Source organism: Citrobacter sp. Cpo065, from assembly GCF_030332805.1.
Classification (GTDB): domain Bacteria; phylum Pseudomonadota; class Gammaproteobacteria; order Enterobacterales; family Enterobacteriaceae; genus Citrobacter; species Citrobacter portucalensis.
This window is the reverse complement of sequence record NZ_JAOWHC010000019.1, coordinates 178,125-197,912: the sequence shown is the minus strand read 5'-3', so window position 1 is coordinate 197,912 and position 19,788 is coordinate 178,125. Positions and strand designations below refer to the sequence as shown.

The 19,788-nt window shown below is 54.2% G+C and carries 19 protein-coding genes; 10 read left to right on the top strand and 9 right to left on the bottom strand.

The annotated features are described in order from the left end of the window. Positions 1 to 8 precede the first annotated feature (8 nt). Entirely contained in the window at positions 9 to 1,454 is a 1,446-nt protein-coding gene (locus tag OGY68_RS01610) for a tagaturonate reductase (RefSeq protein WP_128611301.1), read from the bottom strand. Between the two features lie 13 nt (positions 1,455 to 1,467). Beyond that, a complete protein-coding gene (locus OGY68_RS01605; RefSeq protein WP_057067031.1) occupies positions 1,468 to 2,490 on the bottom strand; it encodes a zinc-binding alcohol dehydrogenase family protein in 1,023 nt (340 codons plus the stop codon). A gap of 137 nt (positions 2,491 to 2,627) precedes the next feature. Between OGY68_RS01605 and OGY68_RS01600 the strand changes: the two genes are divergently transcribed. From OGY68_RS01600 to OGY68_RS01590, 3 genes are all read left to right on the top strand, one after another. Next, positions 2,628 to 3,542, top strand: coding sequence for a GntR family transcriptional regulator (locus OGY68_RS01600; RefSeq protein ID WP_003830023.1), 915 nt, complete (start codon positions 2,628 to 2,630; stop codon positions 3,540 to 3,542). A 213-nt stretch (positions 3,543 to 3,755) separates the two neighbouring features. Then, positions 3,756 to 5,117 (top strand): MFS transporter, encoded by a 1,362-nt coding sequence (locus OGY68_RS01595; RefSeq protein WP_003845612.1) that lies wholly within the window; start codon positions 3,756 to 3,758, stop codon positions 5,115 to 5,117. A gap of 52 nt (positions 5,118 to 5,169) precedes the next feature. Beyond that, entirely contained in the window at positions 5,170 to 5,685 is a 516-nt protein-coding gene (locus OGY68_RS01590) for a GNAT family N-acetyltransferase (RefSeq protein WP_057067033.1), read from the top strand. 30 nt (positions 5,686 to 5,715) lie between these two features. On the opposite strand, the gene OGY68_RS01585 is transcribed toward OGY68_RS01590, so the two are convergent. Both OGY68_RS01585 and tsr read right to left on the bottom strand, forming a co-directional pair. Further along, a complete protein-coding gene (locus tag OGY68_RS01585) occupies positions 5,716 to 6,012 on the bottom strand; it encodes a hypothetical protein (protein WP_286581152.1) in 297 nt (98 codons plus the stop codon). Continuing rightward, positions 5,984 to 7,645 carry a methyl-accepting chemotaxis protein gene (tsr, locus tag OGY68_RS01580; protein WP_057067035.1) on the bottom strand — a complete coding sequence of 554 codons (1,662 nt, stop codon included), beginning with the start codon at positions 7,643 to 7,645 and terminating at the stop codon, positions 5,984 to 5,986. The genes OGY68_RS01585 and tsr overlap by 29 nt, the downstream gene beginning before the upstream one ends. 191 nt (positions 7,646 to 7,836) lie before the next feature. Here tsr and OGY68_RS01575 point away from each other — a divergent pair, with 191 nt between their 5' ends. The 4 genes from OGY68_RS01575 to yjiA all read left to right on the top strand — a co-directional run bounded on the left by OGY68_RS01575 (position 7,837) and on the right by yjiA (position 12,157). Continuing rightward, positions 7,837 to 8,379: a hypothetical protein gene (locus tag OGY68_RS01575; protein ID WP_003830032.1), complete on the top strand. Its 543-nt coding sequence runs from the start codon at positions 7,837 to 7,839 to the stop codon at positions 8,377 to 8,379. Between the two features lie 413 nt (positions 8,380 to 8,792). Continuing rightward, a complete protein-coding gene (gene btsT / locus OGY68_RS01570) occupies positions 8,793 to 10,943 on the top strand; it encodes a pyruvate/proton symporter BtsT (protein ID WP_032942303.1) in 2,151 nt (716 codons plus the stop codon). Between the two features lie 50 nt (positions 10,944 to 10,993). Further along, positions 10,994 to 11,188, top strand: a complete 195-nt coding sequence (locus tag OGY68_RS01565) for a YbdD/YjiX family protein (protein WP_003830038.1) — start codon at positions 10,994 to 10,996, stop codon at positions 11,186 to 11,188. 12 nt (positions 11,189 to 11,200) lie between these two features. Then, positions 11,201 to 12,157 (top strand): GTPase, encoded by a 957-nt coding sequence (yjiA, locus tag OGY68_RS01560; RefSeq protein WP_057067037.1) that lies wholly within the window; start codon positions 11,201 to 11,203, stop codon positions 12,155 to 12,157. Between the two features lie 103 nt (positions 12,158 to 12,260). Here yjiA and OGY68_RS01555 read toward each other — a convergent pair whose 3' ends face one another. The 4 genes from OGY68_RS01555 to OGY68_RS01540 all read right to left on the bottom strand — a co-directional run bounded on the left by OGY68_RS01555 (position 12,261) and on the right by OGY68_RS01540 (position 15,165). After that, positions 12,261 to 13,325 carry a DUF2955 domain-containing protein gene (locus OGY68_RS01555; RefSeq protein ID WP_057067040.1) on the bottom strand — a complete coding sequence of 355 codons (1,065 nt, stop codon included), beginning with the start codon at positions 13,323 to 13,325 and terminating at the stop codon, positions 12,261 to 12,263. Beyond that, positions 13,315 to 14,382: an HlyD family secretion protein gene (locus OGY68_RS01550; protein ID WP_008786107.1), complete on the bottom strand. Its 1,068-nt coding sequence runs from the start codon at positions 14,380 to 14,382 to the stop codon at positions 13,315 to 13,317. The genes OGY68_RS01555 and OGY68_RS01550 overlap by 11 nt, the downstream gene beginning before the upstream one ends. A gap of 6 nt (positions 14,383 to 14,388) precedes the next feature. Then, positions 14,389 to 14,853, bottom strand: coding sequence for a MarR family winged helix-turn-helix transcriptional regulator (locus tag OGY68_RS01545; protein ID WP_048215013.1), 465 nt, complete (start codon positions 14,851 to 14,853; stop codon positions 14,389 to 14,391). 147 nt (positions 14,854 to 15,000) lie between these two features. Further along, positions 15,001 to 15,165, bottom strand: a complete 165-nt coding sequence (locus tag OGY68_RS01540; protein WP_003019180.1) for a DUF1127 domain-containing protein — start codon at positions 15,163 to 15,165, stop codon at positions 15,001 to 15,003. 177 nt (positions 15,166 to 15,342) lie between these two features. Between OGY68_RS01540 and OGY68_RS01535 the strand changes: the two genes are divergently transcribed. Then, positions 15,343 to 16,755 carry an aminotransferase-like domain-containing protein gene (locus tag OGY68_RS01535; protein WP_057067041.1) on the top strand — a complete coding sequence of 471 codons (1,413 nt, stop codon included), beginning with the start codon at positions 15,343 to 15,345 and terminating at the stop codon, positions 16,753 to 16,755. Positions 16,756 to 16,806: 51 nt separating this feature from the next. On the opposite strand, the gene OGY68_RS01530 is transcribed toward OGY68_RS01535, so the two are convergent. Beyond that, positions 16,807 to 17,793: an Rpn family recombination-promoting nuclease/putative transposase gene (locus OGY68_RS01530; protein WP_057067043.1), complete on the bottom strand. Its 987-nt coding sequence runs from the start codon at positions 17,791 to 17,793 to the stop codon at positions 16,807 to 16,809. A 230-nt stretch (positions 17,794 to 18,023) separates the two neighbouring features. On the opposite strand from OGY68_RS01530, the gene OGY68_RS01525 reads away from it, so the two are divergent. Next, positions 18,024 to 18,839 carry an AraC family transcriptional regulator gene (locus tag OGY68_RS01525; RefSeq protein ID WP_057067045.1) on the top strand — a complete coding sequence of 272 codons (816 nt, stop codon included), beginning with the start codon at positions 18,024 to 18,026 and terminating at the stop codon, positions 18,837 to 18,839. Between the two features lie 48 nt (positions 18,840 to 18,887). Further along, complete coding sequence (locus tag OGY68_RS01520; RefSeq protein ID WP_057067047.1) at positions 18,888 to 19,538, top strand: LysE family translocator; 651 nt, start codon at positions 18,888 to 18,890, stop codon at positions 19,536 to 19,538. Positions 19,539 to 19,788 lie beyond the last annotated feature (250 nt).

The window sequence follows — 19,788 nt, the reverse complement described above, 5'->3', positions numbered from 1 at the left end:
TGGCAACCTTATTCCAGACCGTTCACCGCCTGGCGCATACCCTGCACCAGAATCATCTCCAGATTGGCCGTCACCTGCCCGGCGAGCCCAGGTAACAACGTCAAATCCTCTCCCCAGTGCGCCGCATCGCCGAGCACGGCATCCACCAGTTCACGCAGCGTTAAATCATTGCCAACTCGCGGCCACAGGCTGGCATACAGGCTTACCCACTGCTCATCATCCTGTATCGGATAGCGTTCCCCATCGCGCTCTGCACGATAAAACGCCAGCAGCGCAGCGAGGGCAAACGTTAACCGCACGGGCCAGCGCCCATTGTGCTGACCCGCCAGCAGCTGCGGCAAAATTCGGGTGCGGAATTTGGTCATCCCGTTAAGCGCAATGGAAAGCAACTGGTGGCGAATGTAGGGGTTCTGAAAACGCCCGCTCACAGCATCGGCAAATTCACGCAATTCGTCCGCTGGGAGATCCAACACCGGAATAATCTCCTCACTAATCGCCCGCTCGACAAAGCGGCGGACATCAGCATCCTGCATCGCCTCGCCAACGGTCTCCAGCCCGCACAGCCACGCGACCGGCACCAGAGCCGTATGCGCACCATTGAGGATAGCGACCTTGCGCTCTTTGTACGGTTTGATATCGCTCACCACACGGATATTCAGCGGACACTGCGCCAGCTTCAGCTCCTCTGCCAGCCACTGCGGCCCCTGGATCACAAACAGGTAAAAATGCTCCGCGGTATCGAGAAACGCATCGTGATAGCCAAGCGTAGCCTCCAGCGTAGCGGCTTCTTCGCGCGGGTAGCCGGTGACAATGCGGTCGACCAGCGTGGAACAGAACGTGTTTGCCGTCTCCACCCAGTCGGCAAATGCCGGAGGAAGCTGCCACTCCTGCGCATACCGCAACACCAGCGTTTTGAGCGCCTCACCGTTATAGTCGATAAGCTCGCACGGGATAATTACCCAGCCCTTATCCACCGCGCCCGCAAAGTGGTTAAAACGCTCCAGCAGCAGGCGTGTCAGCTTGGCCGGAAAACTCACCGGCGGCTCATCATCCACACGGTCAGCTGCGTGATAGCTAATTCCGGCTTCGGTGGTATTCGAAAACACAAAACGGATGTCCGCATTGTGCGCCAGCGCCAGATACGCCGCGAAATCCTGATACGGGTTGATTTCGTTATTCACCGAACGGATAAGCCGTGCCTCACTCACTGCCTCACCCTGCTCGTTAAGCCCGCGTATCAGCGTGGTATACAGCCCGTCCTGGGTATTCAGCGACGGCGGAAAATCGGTATTGATCGGGCGAACGATGGTCACGCCAGCGTTCAGATCGGTTTGCTCGTTGAGGATATCCAGTTGCCAGTCAACAAACGCCCGCAGGAAGTTACCTTCACCAAACTGGATCACGCGCGTTGGGTAGCAGGCCCCCGGAAAATCACGTCGATTCAATGTCTTCATCACATTTCCCCTCTCAGAACGTGATCACGCCTTTAATCAGTTCACGGTTGTTAATCACATCCCGTTCGTAGATTTCTGCCAGTGTGGCAAACGCGTAACGGTGCGTGAGCATCATGTCGGCGGTAAGTTTGCCTTCCGACATCAGACGGCCCACTTTGGCGAAATCTTCCGGCGTGGCGTTGCGACTGCCCATCATGGTGGTCTCTTTCTTGTGGAACTCAGGGTCAGAGAACTGCAAATCGCCTTTGAACAGCCCAACGAAAACGATGCTGCCGCCATGACGAATCAGATTCACCGTGTTGTTCATCGCATGCTGATTCCCCGTGGCATCAATAACCTTTTGCGCCAACGAACCGCCAAACTGGCCACGCAACTGCGTATCAAAATCTTCAGCGGATGGGTCGATAACCGGGAGTCCCAACCGGGAAGACACGTGCTCCCGGCGTGCTGGACTGGTATCGGCGACCACCACCTGTGCGCCATCGGCTTTGGCAATCGCTGCCGCCCCCAGACCAATCGGACCCGCGCCGACCACCAGCACCTGCTCACCCGGAGCCACCGCCGCCCGGCGTACCGCATGAGCGCTGATAGCATAAGGCTCAATCAGCGCCGCCGCCTGCGGGTCAATCCCCTGCGCGTCCAGCAGATTGGTCACCGGAACGGACAGATATTCACTGAAACCGCCATCCTGGTGCACGCCAATCACTGAAATCTTCTCGCAGCAGTTGGTGCGCCCGCTCAGGCATGCCGGACACTGCTGGCAGGCCACGTAAGGAATAACCGCCACCTGCTGACCATTTTTCAGATTCTGTATATTCTTACCCAGACCGACGATTTCCCCACATATTTCATGCCCTAATACACGCGGGTAGCTGAAAAAAGGCTGATTGCCACCCCAGGCATGAATATCGGTACCACAAATTCCTACCGACTTAATTTTAATTAATGCTTCACCCTCACCCGGAATAGGTATTTCACGCTCTTTCCAGATTAATTTTTTAGGTTCCTGGCAAATCAACGTATTCATCGTAGACATGATTCTGCTCTCCTGTTTTTTTGTTGCCTCAGATATCAACGAAAATAAAAAGGACGGAGAAAGCAGAAACACAATCTGTGAATTCCAGCGCATAAAAATGTTTTAAATCGGGTTTTAATAGATAAAAAGGAGAAACCATGAGCCGTTCGCAGAACTTACGCCACAATGTGATTAACCAGATAATCGATGATATGGCGCGTGGTCATATCCCTTCCCCACTCCCCTCACAAAGCGCACTGGCGGAGATGTACAACATCAGCCGCACCACCGTGCGCCATATGCTGAGCCACTTAGGCGAGTGCGGCGTGCTGACCCAGGTCGGCAGCCACTATGTCATCGTGCGAAAACCCGACCATGACGACGGTTTTGCCTGCACCACCGCCTCCATGACCGAGCAAAACCGGATTTTTGAGCAGGCGTTTTTCACCATGATCAACCAGCGACAGCTGCGCGCAGGCGAGAGCTTCTCCGAACTGCAGCTTGCCAGAGCCGCAGGCGTCAGCCCGGTGGTAGTGCGGGAATATCTTTTAAAATTCGAACGTTACAACCTGATTAAAAACGAAAAACGCGGTCAGTGGAGCATGAAGCAATTCGATCAGGCCTATGCTGAACAGCTGTTTGAACTCAGAGAGATGCTGGAAACGCATTCTCTGCAGCATTTCCTCAATCTGCCTGACGATGACCCGCGTTGGTTGCAGGCTAAAACGCTACTGGAGCGCCATCGGATCCTGCGCGACAGCATTGGCAGCAGCTTTCGCATGTTCTCGCAGTTAGATCGTGAGTTCCATGCTTTGCTACTCTCTGCTGCCGATAATGTATTTTTTAATCAATCACTTGAAATCATCTCCGTGATTTTCCACTTCCACTATCAGTGGGATGAGAGCGACCTCAAGCAGCGTAACATCATTGCCATTGATGAGCACATGACCATCCTCAGCGCGCTGATATGTCGCAGCGACCTGGATGCCACCCTGGCGCTCTGTAACCATTTGAATTCAGCCAAACAATCGATGATTCGCTCCATCAACCAGGGTTGTAACGTCGCTCATTAAGTACCGATAAAAAACAGCAAATCATTACCGGGAGCACGATTTTATAAAAATAAAAACGCCTGAAAAATACCTCTTGCCTATGCTCACGCTAAGTCGACTGCATTAAAAACTTTTGTGAGCGGTGATGAGCAAATTGATTCATCACTGGTATTTTTTCAATACTGCACAGTCCTGCTGTGTGAAAAATAAATTATTGAGGTTCAGGAGTCCGGCGTGGAAAAAAATAATATTACCCTCGACCCAAGTTCTTCGTTTGGCACGTCGTCATCTGCGGATATTAATGTTCCGCCTGAGGGCATGGTGCAACGCAGTAGCCGAATTAAACGTATCCAGACCACAGCAATGATTTTATTATTTTTTGCTGCGGTGATTAATTACCTCGACCGCAGCTCACTGTCGGTCGCCAACTTAACGATTCGTGAAGAACTGGGGCTGAGCGCCACGCAAATCGGCGTGCTGCTGTCGGTATTCTCTCTCGCTTACGGTATTGCGCAACTGCCCTGCGGTCCGCTGCTGGACCGCAAAGGTCCGCGCATTATGCTGGGACTGGGGATGTTCTTCTGGTCGCTGTTTCAGGCGATGTCCGGCATGGTGCACAGCTTCACCCAGTTTGTGTTGGTGCGTATCGGGATGGGGATCGGCGAAGCGCCAATGAACCCGTGCGGCGTAAAGGTCATCAACGACTGGTTTAACATCAAAGAGCGCGGCCGCCCGATGGGATTATTCAACGCCGCCTCCACCATCGGGGTTGCCATTAGCCCGCCGATTCTGGCTGCCATGATGCTGGTAATGGGCTGGCGCTGGATGTTCATCACCATTGGCGTGCTGGGTATTTTCCTCGCCATCGGCTGGTACATGCTGTATCGCAACCGCGAGCAAATTGAGCTGAGCGCCACGGAACAAGCGTACCTGAACGCCGGTAGCGTCAATGCCCGCCGCGATCCGCTGAGCTTTGCCGAATGGCGCAGCCTGTTCCGCAACCGTACCATGTGGGGCATGATGCTGGGCTTTAGCGGCATCAACTACACCGCATGGTTATACCTGGCCTGGCTGCCGGGCTACCTGCAAACCTCCTACAACCTGGATTTAAAAAGCACCGGATTAATGGCGGCGATCCCATTCCTGTTTGGCGCAGCCGGCATGCTGATTAACGGTTTTGTCACCGACTGGCTGGTGAAAGGTGGTATGGCGCCGATTAAGAGCCGTAAGATTTGTATTATCGCCGGGATGTTCTGCTCCGCGGCCTTCACCTTCGTCGTGCCACAGGCCACAACGTCAATGGCCGCCGTGTTACTGATCGGTATGGCGCTGTTCTGTATCCACTTCGCAGGTACCTCGTGCTGGGGTCTGATCCACGTCGCCGTCGCCTCACGTATGACAGCTTCCGTGGGCAGTATCCAGAACTTTGCCAGCTTTATCTGCGCGTCGTTCGCACCGATCGTCACCGGTTTTATTGTTGATACCACCAACTCTTTCCGCCTGGCGCTGATCATCTGCGGCTGCGTCACCATGGTGGGTGCCCTCGCCTACATCTTCCTGGTTCGCCAACCCATCAGCGATCCGCGTAAAGATTAATCCTCCAGATGCCCGATAACACCGCGTTTATCGGGCATGTTATGCTCCTCGTATGAACATCACCTTGCGCGCTACTACTCTGGCAGACACTGCCGCTCTTCCCGCCATCGAACGATCTGCGGGGCAACGTTTTTTACGCATCCCCGAACTGGCGTGGATTGCTGAAGACCAGATTTTATCGGCTGCTCAGCATCAAGCTTTTGCCGCCGCAGGCATGAGCTGGCTGGCGCAGGTCGATGCGCTTCCGGTCGGTTTTTTGGTTGCCGAAACGCTGGGGTCATCGCTGTTTATTGCTGAACTGTCGCTGCATCAAGAGTGGCAGGGAAAAGGAATTGGCCGCAGATTGATTGAGTATGTTGCCGAACAGGCGCGCGAGAAAGGTTATACGTCGCTCACGCTGACCACCTTCCGCGATGTGACGTGGAATGCGCCATGGTACGCGCGACTGGGATTTGAAATGCTGGCTGACGAGACGCTGCCTGCAAAGTTGCGCCAGAAAAGAGAAGATGAAGCGGTGCATGGACTGGCATTTGAATCGCGCTGCACCATGCACCTGATGTTGCGCTAATTGCCCGATGGCGGCTACGCCTTATCGGGCCTACGTAACATTTCCGGCAACCACGTAACTTTCCCGTAGGCCGGATAAGCGATAGCGCCATCCGGCAACCACGTTACTTTCCCGTAGGCCGGATAAGCGACAGCGCCATCCGGCAACCACGTTACTTTCCCGTAGGCCGGATAAGCGACAGCGCCATCCGGCAACCACGTATCTTTCCCCGTAGGCCGGATAAGCGATAGCGCCGTCCGGCAACCACGTAACTTTCCCGTAGGCCGGATAAGCGATAGCGCCATCCGGCATCACAGGCTTAGAACGTTTCCCAGTTGTCCCCGGCATCCGTTACCGCGGCTTTGCGCGGCTGGACCGTTGAAACCGGTTTAGCGGCCGCAACGTCACGCGCGCGCTGTTGGTCATGCTGGATACGGAACACGGCAACGGCCTGAGTCAGGCGGCTGGCCTGCTCTTCCAGCGCCGCAGCGGCGGCGGCGGATTCTTCCACCAGCGATGCGTTCTGCTGCGTCACGCGATCCATCTCGGCAACGGCCAGACCCACCTGGTCAATACCGCGGCTCTGTTCATCAGAAGCAGAGGCGATTTCACCCATGATATCGGTCACGCGGGTTACCGCATTGACGATCTCATCCATGGTTTCACCGGCACTTTCTACCAGCGTTGAACCAACATCCACGCGGCTGACCGAGTCTTCAATCAGGCTCTTAATCTCGCGCGCGGCCTGCGCACTACGCTGGGCCAGGTTACGCACTTCACCCGCAACCACCGCAAATCCACGGCCCTGCTCACCCGCACGTGCTGCTTCTACCGCGGCGTTGAGCGCCAGAATGTTAGTCTGGAAGGCAATGCCGTCGATGACGCTGATAATGTCGGCGATTTTCTGCGAACTGGACGCGATGTCACGCATGGTTTGCACCACGTTATCCACCACTTTGCCGCCTTTCTGCGCGGTTTCAGAAGCACTCAGCGCCAAATGGCTGGCCTGACGCGCATTTTCGGCGTTCTGCTTCACGGTCGCCGTCAGCTGTTCCATGCTGGCTGCGGTTTCTTCCAGAGATGCAGCCTGCTGCTCGGTACGAGAGGAGAGATCGTTATTGCCCATCGCAATCTCGCTGGCTCCGCTGTAAATCGCGTTGGCACCGTTACGCACGTCACCCACGGTATTCATCAGCTCACCCTGCATGTGACGCAGGCTTTCCGCCAGCTGTCCAATCTCGTTGGACCCTTCCACTTCAATACGTTTCACCAGGTCACCGCTGGCGATATGACGAATGCTGTCGATCAGACGGTTCATTGGAGAGATAAGGGTCAGCTTGATACCAAACCACACCGCAATAATCGCCGCCAGTACGGTAATCAGCACACAAACCAGTACCCACATCGCCTGGCTGTAAGAGCTGTTGTTATCTTCCACCGCGATGTCATACAAGCGATCATTCTGCTGCATGTAGTTGATATATTGCTTCTCAAAGCCATCCTGATAGCTCTGTGTCGGTTGATCAAAGAATGCGTTGATCTTCCCGTCACCCAGTAACTGGATCAGCTCCGCCAGCGCACCGTGATAGATGTCATAGGTGCGATTGATCTCCTGGAAAGCGGCTTCGCTTTGACGCGGATCGCGCGGGAGCGATTCGTAAATCGCCCAGTTTTTTTCCGTCAGCTTCAGCGCCGTGCTGGCTACCTGCATCAGTTCGGCAACGGTCGCGCCGCTGCCAATATTGCTCTGATCCATCATGTAGCGAATGCCTGCCCGGTTCAGGGTGTTACGCGTTTGCAGCAGCTCAACCCAGGTGGCGTTCAGCGCAGACTGTTGCTGGCGAATGGTTTGCAGAACAGTAAAGTTCTCTTTGTCATTCTTAAGTGAGTTAAAAAACAAGCCGCCCGAGGCGAGCTGTAAAAGGCCAAATAACGCCAATACCAGCAGTAAGCTGGTAACAATCTTCATTCGTTTTAACATGTTTTCTCTTTCCGCTAGACAGATACTCTGGTTTTCGGCCTAGAAAGAGAAAACTTTATGGTGCCAGCAATTGCCACAGAATTATCGTTTTCACATTAAATACCGTTCCCTATGACAAATTACGCAAAAAATTAGTCGTTCCATTACGTCTTAGGTGTAGGATTCCGTTTTTTGAAGGAAAGGATGCTTCTATGTTAAATCGCGATTTTGATCACCTATCCACCCTCGCACACCACTTTTTTGAACGTGAAGATATTCGCCAAAAGCTCAATATCATCGATCAGTACAACATCTCCGGTTGGGAAGTCTGGATGCAGATAGAATTTGCCAATCTGCTAGCTTCGACGGGTCATGAATGGTGGCGTGAGCAAACTCTTGCTTGCGATCTCCGGAAAAATCCACAGCGTTTGTCTGTACGTGCAGATTTCTTGTTGCGGAAAAAAGGCTGGACGCAGGATAGCTACATTGCGCTTGAACTCAAACAGAACCAGGATCCGACAAGCTGCGTCAGAAATATGATTGCTGATTTGGTTAAAAGCGCAAAAATCAAACGTTCGGAATTAGAGCTGCGTAGCTTCTGGACGCTGGGGGTAACGCCTCGCATAGATAAAGAGCGCCTCGATGAACTCATTGACTACTATCTGGATGAAAAATATTACCTGACTAAATCACGTAAGAAACATGTGTTGCTCAGAGACATCGAACATACGCCTTACTGTTATATCGTAATCTGAGTCTCTCAGTGAGGTGCTTTGTCAGTGGGAAAACACGGCATGTAGACAGGCAAACGCTATAATGCCGTGATCTCAATCACATAAATTTCCCCGTTCCCCCCGCAGTTTACCGCTCACTGACACTTGAGACCGCTTAAGCTGACATACAACCGCTCACTTATTTACCTTACTTTACGCGCGTAATTCTCTGGCAAGATCCCCCCAACATAGCAGTCAATTTACCTCCTCAAACACAAGATCAAACCCACGCGGCTTCGGCCAATTATTAATAGGTACCCTAGATAATTCGAGTTGTAAGAAGGCGGCAAATGAGGGAATCCTCAGGAGCTTACAAAAGTAAGTGACTGGGGTGAGCGAATGAAGCCAACGCACATACAACTTGAAGTATGACGGGTAAAAAACCAGGTTTTACTATGGATACGAAAAAGTTATTCAAGCACATACCCTGGGTGATTCTCGGAATCATCGGTGCATTCTGCCTCTCGGTAGTGGCATTACGTCGGGGTGAGCACATTAGTGCCCTGTGGATCGTTGTCGCCTCAGTTTCTGTTTATCTGGTGGCCTATCGTTACTACAGCCTGTACATCGCCCAAAAGGTGATGAAACTTGACCCAACGCGTGCCACGCCGGCGGTCATCAACAATGACGGTCTGAACTACGTTCCAACCAACCGTAACGTCTTGTTTGGTCACCACTTTGCCGCTATCGCAGGTGCTGGTCCGCTGGTTGGGCCGGTACTGGCTGCGCAGATGGGCTACCTGCCTGGTACGCTGTGGCTGCTGGCAGGCGTCGTGCTGGCCGGTGCGGTGCAGGACTTCATGGTACTGTTTATCTCTTCCCGCCGTAACGGTGCATCTCTGGGTGAGATGATCAAAGAAGAGATGGGCCCGATCCCAGGCACCATTGCGCTGTTCGGCTGCTTCTTAATCATGATCATCATCCTCGCAGTACTGGCGCTGATCGTGGTAAAAGCGCTGGCGGAAAGCCCGTGGGGTGTGTTCACCGTCTGCTCAACCGTACCTATCGCGTTGTTCATGGGGATCTACATGCGATTCCTGCGACCGGGACGCGTGGGCGAAGTGTCGGTGATTGGTATTGTGCTGCTGGTTGCTTCTATCTACTTCGGCGGCGTGATTGCGCACGACCCGTACTGGGGCCCGGCGCTGACCTTTAAAGACACCACCATTACCTTTACCCTGATCGGCTACGCATTTATCTCTGCGCTGCTGCCGGTATGGCTGATCCTCGCCCCGCGCGACTATCTGGCTACCTTCCTGAAAATCGGCGTTATCGTCGGTCTGGCTGTGGGGATTGTTATCCTCAACCCGGAACTGAAAATGCCGGCAATGACGCAGTACGTTGATGGTACTGGCCCGCTGTGGAAAGGCGCTCTGTTCCCGTTCCTGTTCATCACCATCGCGTGTGGTGCGGTATCTGGCTTCCACGCGCTGATTGCTTCCGGTACCACACCGAAGCTGCTGGCCTGTGAAACCGATGCACGCTTTATCGGTTACGGCGCGATGCTGATGGAATCCTTCGTCGCAATTATGGCGCTGGTTGCCGCGTCTATCATCGAACCAGGTCTGTACTTCGCGATGAACACCCCGCCTGCGGGCCTTGGCATCACCATGCCGAACCTGCATGAAATGAGCGGCGAAAACGCACCGCTGATTATGGCGCAGTTGAAAGACGTCACCGCACATGCGGCAGCGACCGTCAGCTCCTGGGGCTTCGTCATTTCGCCTGAGCAGATCCTGCAAACCGCGAAAGACATCGGTGAACCGTCAGTTCTGAACCGCGCAGGTGGCGCACCGACGCTGGCTGTTGGTATCGCTCACGTGTTCCACAAAGTGCTGCCGATGGCTGATATGGGCTTCTGGTACCACTTCGGTATTCTGTTCGAAGCGCTGTTCATCCTGACCGCACTGGATGCCGGTACCCGTTCTGGCCGCTTTATGCTGCAGGATTTACTGGGTAACTTCGTGCCGTTCCTGAAGAAAACCGACTCCCTGGTTGCGGGTATCATCGGTACTGCGGGCTGCGTAGGCCTGTGGGGTTACCTGCTGTATCAAGGCGTTGTTGACCCGCTGGGCGGCGTTAAGAGCCTGTGGCCGCTGTTCGGTATCTCTAACCAGATGCTGGCTGCCGTGGCACTGGTTCTCGGCACCGTGGTACTGGTTAAAATGCAGCGCACCAAATACATCTGGGTTACCGTTGTTCCGGCTGTATGGCTGCTTATCTGCACCACCTGGGCGCTGGGTCTGAAACTGTTCAGCACCAACCCGCAGATGGAAGGCTTCTTCTTCATGGCGAATCAGTACAAAGAGAAGATTGCTAACGGCGGCGAACTGACCGCTCAGCAGATTGCCAACATGAACCACATCGTCGTCAACAACTACACCAACGCAGGTCTGAGCATTCTGTTCCTGGTGGTGGTGTACAGCATCATTTTCTACGGGTTCCGTACCTGGCAGAAAGCCCGCGCCATCAACGGTCGCTCTGATAAAGAGACACCGTATGTACCGGTGCCGGAAGGCGGCGTGAAGACCTCTTCACATCACTAAGATGTATTCAGCCCCGCTCCGGCGGGGCTTTTCGCTTATCAGGATTGTTTATGTTTGGTACTTTAGGGCAAGCTAAAAAATATCTCGGTCAGGCGGCGAAGATGCTGATTGGCATTCCGGACTACGACAACTATGTCGAGCACATGAAGACCAACCATCCCGATAAGCCGTACATGACCTACGAAGAATTCTTCCGCGAGCGCCAGGAAGCCCGCTACGGTAGCGGCGGAAGCAGTTGCTGTTAGAAGGAGAAGTGAATGACCCCGATTGCAGTTACCCTACTCACCGGTTTTCTTGGCGCGGGTAAAACCACCCTGCTGCGCCATATTCTCAACGAGCAGCACGGTTACAAGATTGCCGTTATCGAAAACGAATTCGGCGAAGTCTCGGTGGACGATCAGCTGATTGGCGATCGCGCCACGCAGATCAAAACCCTGACCAACGGCTGTATTTGCTGTACCCGCTCCAGTGAACTGGAAGACGCATTGTTAGATCTGCTCGACAACCTCGACAAAGGCGCCATCAATTTCGACCGTCTGGTGATCGAGTGCACCGGCATGGCCGACCCCGGCCCGATCATTCAGACCTTTTTCTCCCATGAAGTGATTTGCGAACGCTACCTGCTGGACGGCGTAATTGCGCTGGTTGACGCGGTACATGCCGACGAGCAGATGAACCAGTTCACCATCGCCCAGTCGCAGGTAGGCTACGCAGACCGGATCCTGCTGACCAAAACCGACGTCGCAGGTGAAAGCGAAAAGCTTCGTGAACGCCTGGCGCGCATCAACGCCCGCGCCCCGGTGTATACCGTCACGCATGGCGACATCGACCTCTCCCTGCTGTTCGACACCAACGGTTTTATGCTGGAAGAGAACGTGGTCAGCGCCAAACCGCGCTTCCACTTTATTGCTGACAAGCAAAACGATATCTCCTCGATCGTCGTCGAGCTGGATTACCCGGTCAACATCAGCGACGTATCGCGAGTGATGGAAAACCTGCTGCTGGAATCCGCCGAGAAGCTGCTGCGCTACAAAGGTATGCTGTGGATTGAAGGTGAGCCAAACCGCCTGCTGTTCCAGGGCGTCCAGCGCCTGTACAGCGCCGACTGGGACCGCCCGTGGGGCGATGAGCAACCGCACAGCCTGCTGGTGTTTATCGGCATTAACCTGCCGGAAGACGAGATCAGAGCCGCGTTTGCGGGATTGAAGAAGTAATCCCCTGCTGAATTGCCCGGTGGCGCTACGCTTACCGGGCCTACAAATGGCACTTTCCCGTAGGCTGGATAAGGCGCAGCCGCCATCCGACACTTGCCCCCACTCACTCGGTAATTACAAACCGCGTCGCGGCAAAGCAGTTCAAAACCCGGTGCACCAGAAATACCATGGTGAGCGTTGCCACCAGCGCGACGGTGACGGAGGTGATGCGGTACAGATCGCTGAATACCAGGTCCTGATCCGGGTGCAGGTTCTGACCAAACATAATGCCGATAGTAGTGATACTTGCAAAACCCACGCCCGCCCCGACTTTTTCCATTACGTGCAGGCGGGCGCTGAACGCCAGCCCGAGGCCAATCAGCGGCATCATCAGCAGCATATGGTTGCTGAAATCATAGATAAGCAGCTGCACCAGCAGAATATACAGGCAGGCCAGCACCACGCCGACCACGCGCCAAATCGAGCTGATCACCGCCCCGCGGTAGTGCATCGGAAACAGGATCAAAATGCCGGCCATCAGCGCCGACAGCGAATCACTCAAATCGCAGATCTGGAAGACCACAAAAATCATCGTTGCCACCGTACCGGAAAGCAGCGACTCGTGGCGAACCCGGGCGACATCTTTCTCAATGCGCGGCGGTGGCTGGCGGGGTTCCACGTCCGGGATCAGATAATGCAGCAGCGCGCTCAGCGCCACCGCCATGACGCAGGCTTCCATATTGGAGAACATCAGCGTATGCCAGTTGGTGGTGGGATAGCTCATAAAGTTGAGCATCGTGCTCTGGCACACCACGCCCATCGAACCGAGCAGAAACAGCGGTCCTTTGCTCATAAAACGAAAACGCATCACGTACAGGCCGAACACCACCAGTGTCATAACCAGCGGCCACTGTGAAAGATAGCCGACGATCAGCACCATTTCGACACAGTTCACCGCCGCGCTGAACACGAACTGTGTTGCCACATGGCGGTTGAATACCGGCACCAGCGACAGCAGCATCAGCGGATAAACCACAAAAAATACGCCGTACTGCACGTTGTAGAAGGTCGAGATACTCAGCGCGATTGTCCCGGCAACGGAGATACGCAGGGTCTGGCGAAAATCATTGGCGGTGTAGACAATGTTCCCGTGCGGCGTAAAGACGTGGGCCAGCGTGTTAATAGACATAGTGCAGCCAGCTGACGAGGTGGATCTGTGCCCCGGCAAAGGTGCGGGCGAACATCCCCTCGCTGTTATACAGCTGTACCGTAGCGCGCGCCCCGGTCGGTAACGGCGTGTCGAGCGGTTCGTTCAGCGCGACGTGAATGCGCATACGCTGGGCATCGCGCACCCAGCGGGTAGACTGTTCCGGTTGCGACAACTGGCCATTAACCTGTTCCTGGCCCGCCAGAATACCGGCATCGCTGCTGGTGACGCGGGCAGAGAAAACCTTGCCCGGCAAGGCATCGAACACCACGGCAGCATCAGTATCCACTTTAGTGTGGCGCAGACTTTTCTCGCGAAAGTCGGCCACGATATCGGTCTGATGGCTGACCAGCGCCAGCAGCGGCGTGGCGGCCGTGGTGTAAAGTCCTGGGCTAAGCTGGAGGTTACTCACCGTGCCGTCGGTCTGGGCATATACTTTGCTCCAGCCGAGGTTCAGCTGCGCCTCTTCCAGCGTGTTACGGTATTTTTGCAGCGTTACGTTACGTTTGTCATCGCGCTCGCCGCGCTGGATCAGCAGGTTCTGAATACTGGCATTCAGCGCCGCCACCGACTGCTCGCTGGTTTGCCAGGCAGTACGCACCTTGTCGAGATCGGATTGCGACACGTTCTGCATGGCGCTCAGGCGCTGATAGCGGTCGAAGGTGGTCTTATCGTTGCGGGCGTTGAATTGCGCGGTGCGCAGGTTGGCGCGGGCAGAGGCGATCTGCGCATCCAGCTGTTGGTTACTCAGCTTCGCCTGCTCAAGGGCAATTTGCGCAGCCTCGACCTTATTGATAAATGGCGTCGGATCCAGTTCGTACAGCAAATCGCCCTTCTTCACCTGGCTATTATTGTGTACATGCACCTGCGAGACGTAGCCGGAAACGCGTGAGGAAACGGGCGTTACCACACGCATCACCGTGGAGTCCGGCGTCAGCGGGATCCAGATATCGGCAACGATAAACCAGGCGAATATTACCAGGAAAGCGGCAATACTCACCCTTACCCAACGGGCAAATTTTTGTTCTGGGGTCATCATAGTTTTTTAGTGTTGATTGTCTTCTTCGCGGATTGTCCGCAAATTGCAGGCGAGTTGATTTAACGTCGTGCTAAAGGCGGCAAGCTCTGCTTCAGGAATGGTGCAGGTGACGCGATGTTGGTATGTCTCAATCACCCGGTTAAGTTCTTCAAGCCTTGAGCGGCCTTGCGCGGTCAGCGTTAACAGTCGGATGCGTTTGTCATAAGGCGATGTGGAACGCAGCAGGTAGCCCTGCTTTTCCAGTAGTGTGAGGGTGCGCATCAGCGGCGGCAGTTCAATGCCCTGCACCTCCGCCAGTTCACTGACCGAGACGTTGTCTCCTAGTTGATACAGCTGCATCAATACCGTCCAGCTTGATTGCGTCAGGCCAGTATCGGTGATGGCAGCATCAATAATGGCCCGCCACTGGCGCACCACCATCGCCATGCGCATCCCCATCGGACGGCGGGCAAACAGTTCATCTTCAGTCATCTTACTTCCCCTCATCGCTGAAAAGAAAATAATACTTATCAGGATAAGTATCAAGAAACAGACTATCAACAAGCATGAATTGATAAACACCGTGAATATAAAAGAGGCCGGATGCGCTAACACCCGGCCTCGGTCGATAGAAAATAATTACTCCACCTGATCGCGTCGCAGCCCGACGTCCCGCAACCGCTCATCGCTCATCTGTTGCAATAGGCGCCGCGTTTGCGCTCGCAGCCGCCACGCCTTGTATGCCCGCCAGATCAGTACAAACCCAATAAACGGCTGTTTTGCTTTATTCTCGTGAAATTCCATACCTTGCCTCCCCGCCTTGCCAGAGGCTTTATCTTCACGGATTTGGCCCAAAACAATACAGACTCAAAAAGTACTTTTATTTAACATACAGATTGGTTAAAAAGAGTTCTGCATCGCTTTTTTCACGCCATTCTGTACTGGTTTTTTAATCTGTATGGTACCCATGAGGGATACAGCATGACGCGTTACCAACATCTGGCCAATCTGCTGGCCGAACGCATTGAGCAGGGGCTGTATCGCCATGGCGAAAAACTGCCCTCGGTTCGCAGCCTGAGCCAGGAGCATGGGGTCAGCATCAGCACCGTCCAGCAGGCGTATCAGACGCTGGAACAGCGCCAGCTGATCACGCCCCAGCCGCGCTCCGGTTATTTTGTCGCGCCACAAAAAGCGCAGCCACCCGTGCCACCGATGTCGCGTCCGGTACAGCGTCCGGTCGAAATAACCCAGTGGAATCAGGTGCTGGATATGCTGGCAGGTCATGCGGACAAATCGATAATCCCGTTTAGCAGCGGCGTGCCCGATATTAATCAACCCAGCCTGAAGCCGCTGTGGCGCGAGCTAAGCCGCGTGGCACAGCATAATCTCAAGGCGGTGCTGGGTTACGATGAATTACCTGGCTGCCTGGAATTGCGTCAACAGATTGCACGGCTGATGCTGGACGGCGGTTCGGTGGTTAATGCAGATGATATTGTGATCACCAGCGGCAGTCAGAGCGGAATGTCGCTGGCGCTGCTGACGGTCTGTCAGCCCGGAGATATTGTCGCCGTTGAATCACCGGCCTACTACGGCACGATGCAGCTACTGCGCGGCCTAGGGATCAAGGTGATTGAGATCCCAACCGATCCGGATACCGGGATCAGCATTGAAGCGCTGGAGCTGGCGCTGGATCAGTGGCCGATCAAAGGTGTGCTGCTGGTTCCCAACTGCAACAACCCGCTCGGATTCATTATGCCGGATGCGCGTAAACGGGCGGTGCTCGCCCTCGCCCAGCGTCACGACATCGTCATTTTTGAAGACGATGTGTATGGCGAGCTGGCCACAGAGTACCCGCGCCCGCGCACGATCCACTCCTGGGACAGCGACGGCCGCGTAATACTCTGCAGTTCGTTTACCAAATCCGTCGCCCCCGGTCTGCGCGTGGGTTGGGTGGTGCCCGGTCGTTATTACAACAAACTGCTGCACATGAAGTACGCCGTCATCGGCACTAACGTTCCCGCTACGCAACTGGCGGCGGCGACCTTTGTGCGCGAAGGTCATTATCATCGGCATATCCGGCGTATGCGCCAGATTTATCAGCGCAATATGGAGATCTACACCTGCTGGGTACGGGAATACTTCCCCTGCGGGATCTGCGTCACCCGACCGAAAGGCGGCTTTATGCTGTGGGTCGAGCTGCCGCTCCAGGTCGATATGGTCTGTGTCGCTAAGCAGCTCTGTCGCCTCAAAATCCAGGTTGCACCGGGTTCTCTGTTCTCCGCATCGGGGAAGTATCGCAACTGTGTGCGCATCAACTGCGCATTGCCGCCAAACGACAAGCATCGGGAAGTAATGCAGAAGCTCGGAGAGGCGGTAAAAACAGCAATAGAGTAGATCGAGCTGCCCGGCGCTTCCGGGCAGGCAATTAGGCAGTTTAAGCTATATCTAATGGCTTAAACCCTGAATATCTTCAGCGGAAAGTCGGGTGATTTTTTGTACCGTGCTGATATCGATGCCATCTGCCAGCATGGTGCGGGCAATACGCAGTGCCTCATCACGTCGCCCCTTTATCAGTCCTTCCTGTTTGCCTTCCTGTTTGCCTTCCTGTTTGCCTTCTTTTTTGCCTTCTTGTTTACCTTCCAGCTTGCCTTCAAGCCATCCTTTTTGAAATCCTGCCTCATGTAATCTGTCTGCGATCGTCATCAAATGCTCCTTGTGCTGCGGTGAACGTTCGGCAACCCCGCGAATAAACTCACTGAATCGAGGTGCATCGCCAGTTCGTAAAATATAATTAAACAGCGTCTTTATCTGAGTGTCATTAGTCAGTCCGGTAAGTAGCAGGGAAACAATTTGCTCGACCAACCCCATAAGATCGCGTTGACGGATATGTTTTTGGATTAACTCCAGCAGCGCCATACGTCGATGCTGCACAATTTCGTCATCCGGAATAACCGTAATATCCACCAGCGGAAACGCCGCAGCATACAGCTGACGAGCCAGCTTCGGGTTGGCAAACTCATCCAGCCAGCACAGCGAATAAGGGTACGGGCTTTTAGCGCCGTGATAAAACAGCATCGGCACCACCAGCGGCAACTGCTGATGCCCGGCATCTAAATGTTTCTGCATGGCCGCTACCGCATAGCGCATCAGTCTGAATGCCATATGCGCATCCGGTGTGCTTTGGTGTTCAATCACTACATAAATATATCCATCCCCATCCGTCGTTTTCACCGACCACAGCACATCGGAATAGTACGCACGTAAATTCTCTTCGATAAAACTGTCTGACTCGAGTTTAAGCGTCTGAAGATCGCAAAGCTCGCGCAGCGAAGCGGGAAGATGTATTTGTAGGAAATCCCGTGCAGTCTCAGGGTGACGTAAAAATGTTTTAAAAACCGCATCATGCGGTGTTGAAGCGGAAGCTTTGTTCATGGCGATCCTTCACCTGAAAATAAGATGCCATGACTGTAGCGCCGGAAAACCACATCCTCACCTGCAACTTTCTCTCTTTGCGAGGCGATTTCCGGGATAACAACGCCCTTATGTAACGTCTACATTTGTCTGGAACACGTCACGCAGAATCGCCATCTCAATGCGCATTCCCACTTTTTCACCTCCCGGCCTGTGCTATAACAAACCATCACTTTCAGGGAAGACACGATGTGACGCATACCCGAGATATTCCACAATCATTCTGGCGTGATGAGCAGTTGCCGTGGCTGGAACTGCGCAGCACCTGGCAGAGCCAGCAGGCCTATAAGCGGCATCACCACTCTCAGCTCTCGATTGGAGCAATTCTCGAGGGGGAAACGTGCTGTCTGTGCGATGGCGAGGAATACCATCTGCAGGTGGGCGATCTGATTGTGATACCGCCGCTGGCACCTCACAGCTGTAATCCTGTTAACGGACAGTTTCGCAGCTATCATATGCTTTATCTTGATACCCAGTGGTGTCTTGCTAATCTGCCTGCACAGAACACCAATAAGCGGCTTTGCACGCCTGCCCCCGTTATCCGCGATGCGCAATTATTCCAGCGTTATATGCACCTTGTGGCGCTCATGCCGCAACGCCAAACCGCGCAAATAACGGATGCCGCACAAGCATTGCTGCACACGCTGCCGTTGCAGTCGGTCACACCAGAAAACCTAAGCGCCACCAGCCAGTATCTGCGCGAACGGTTGCAGTCCAGCCTGCTCGCGCCGCCCTCACTCGATGAGCTGGCACATGAGTGTCATATGCGTAAAGAGACGCTGATCCGTACCTTTAAGCAGGACACCGGGCTGACGCCAGGAAGTTATCTGAACATCATACGGATTGACTATGCTCGCCAGCGGCTGCGGGCCGGAGACGAAATTGCCGATGTCGGCTACCAGAGCGGGTTTGCCGACCAGAGCCATTTCCATCGCACCTTTGTTCGCTACACCGCCGCCACACCGCGCCAGTACGCGTTGGGACGATCAATATCAGACAATAATTAGCGCTGCGTCAGGCGTACGGTGATCTCAGATTCATTCTCTGAGGTCGCTATGTCGCTGCTTTCTGTACTTTTTCCTTCTGCTTTTCCCGCGCTGGCGCTGGCGCATTTCGTCGCATTGCTTAGCCCCGGGCCGGACTTCTTTTTACTGGTCGGTTACGCCGCACGATACCGGATGCGCGGCAGCGCCGGGTTGTGCGTGGGGATCGCTTTCGGCAACGGGCTGTATGTCCTGCTGGCAATTATCGGTTGGGGGATCCTGCGCCAGCTTCCCCTGTTGTTTACGGTTATTGAGCTGCTGGGCGTGCTCTATTTATTGTGGATTGGCAGCCTGCTGGTACGCAGCCGCCCGCAAACGCTGACCGGAACAGACGCCCAGTCTACCTGTCCAGGATTTGGCAAACAGCTACTGCTGGGATTGGGTTCGTCACTGCTCAACCCAAAAAATGCACTGTTCTATCTGGCACTAATGACCGCCCTGCTCGGCCCGTCGGTGACGCTGCTGCAACAAACCATGAGCGGGATCTGGATGACCAGCGTAGTGCTGTGCTGGGATCTGCTGATCGTGATGTTCATCGGTTTACCGCAGATCCAGCGACGGTTATCCAGAGGGATATTATGGGTAGAACGTATCGCTGGCGGTGTATTGATTATCTTCGGTTGTGCCATCGCTCTGCGGTTTTTGCAGAGCATCGTAGTCTGATTTGCAGGGCGATTTTCTGCACATAAACCGGATAAACTCGTTTAATTAATATCCAATCCGCATTACACTGCGGATGGTAATTACCCGTTCAACTTACTCTTCCTGAGGTGCGATGTGCTGATTGTTACCTGTAATCGTTACGTTTTCTGACCCCGCGTCAGTGAGCGTATCTTCTGTTTGCGCTTCGCGCAGACAGCGTTTTTGATTACATGAAATTCAGTACATTTGCAGTCTGCTTTTTTTCTGTCAT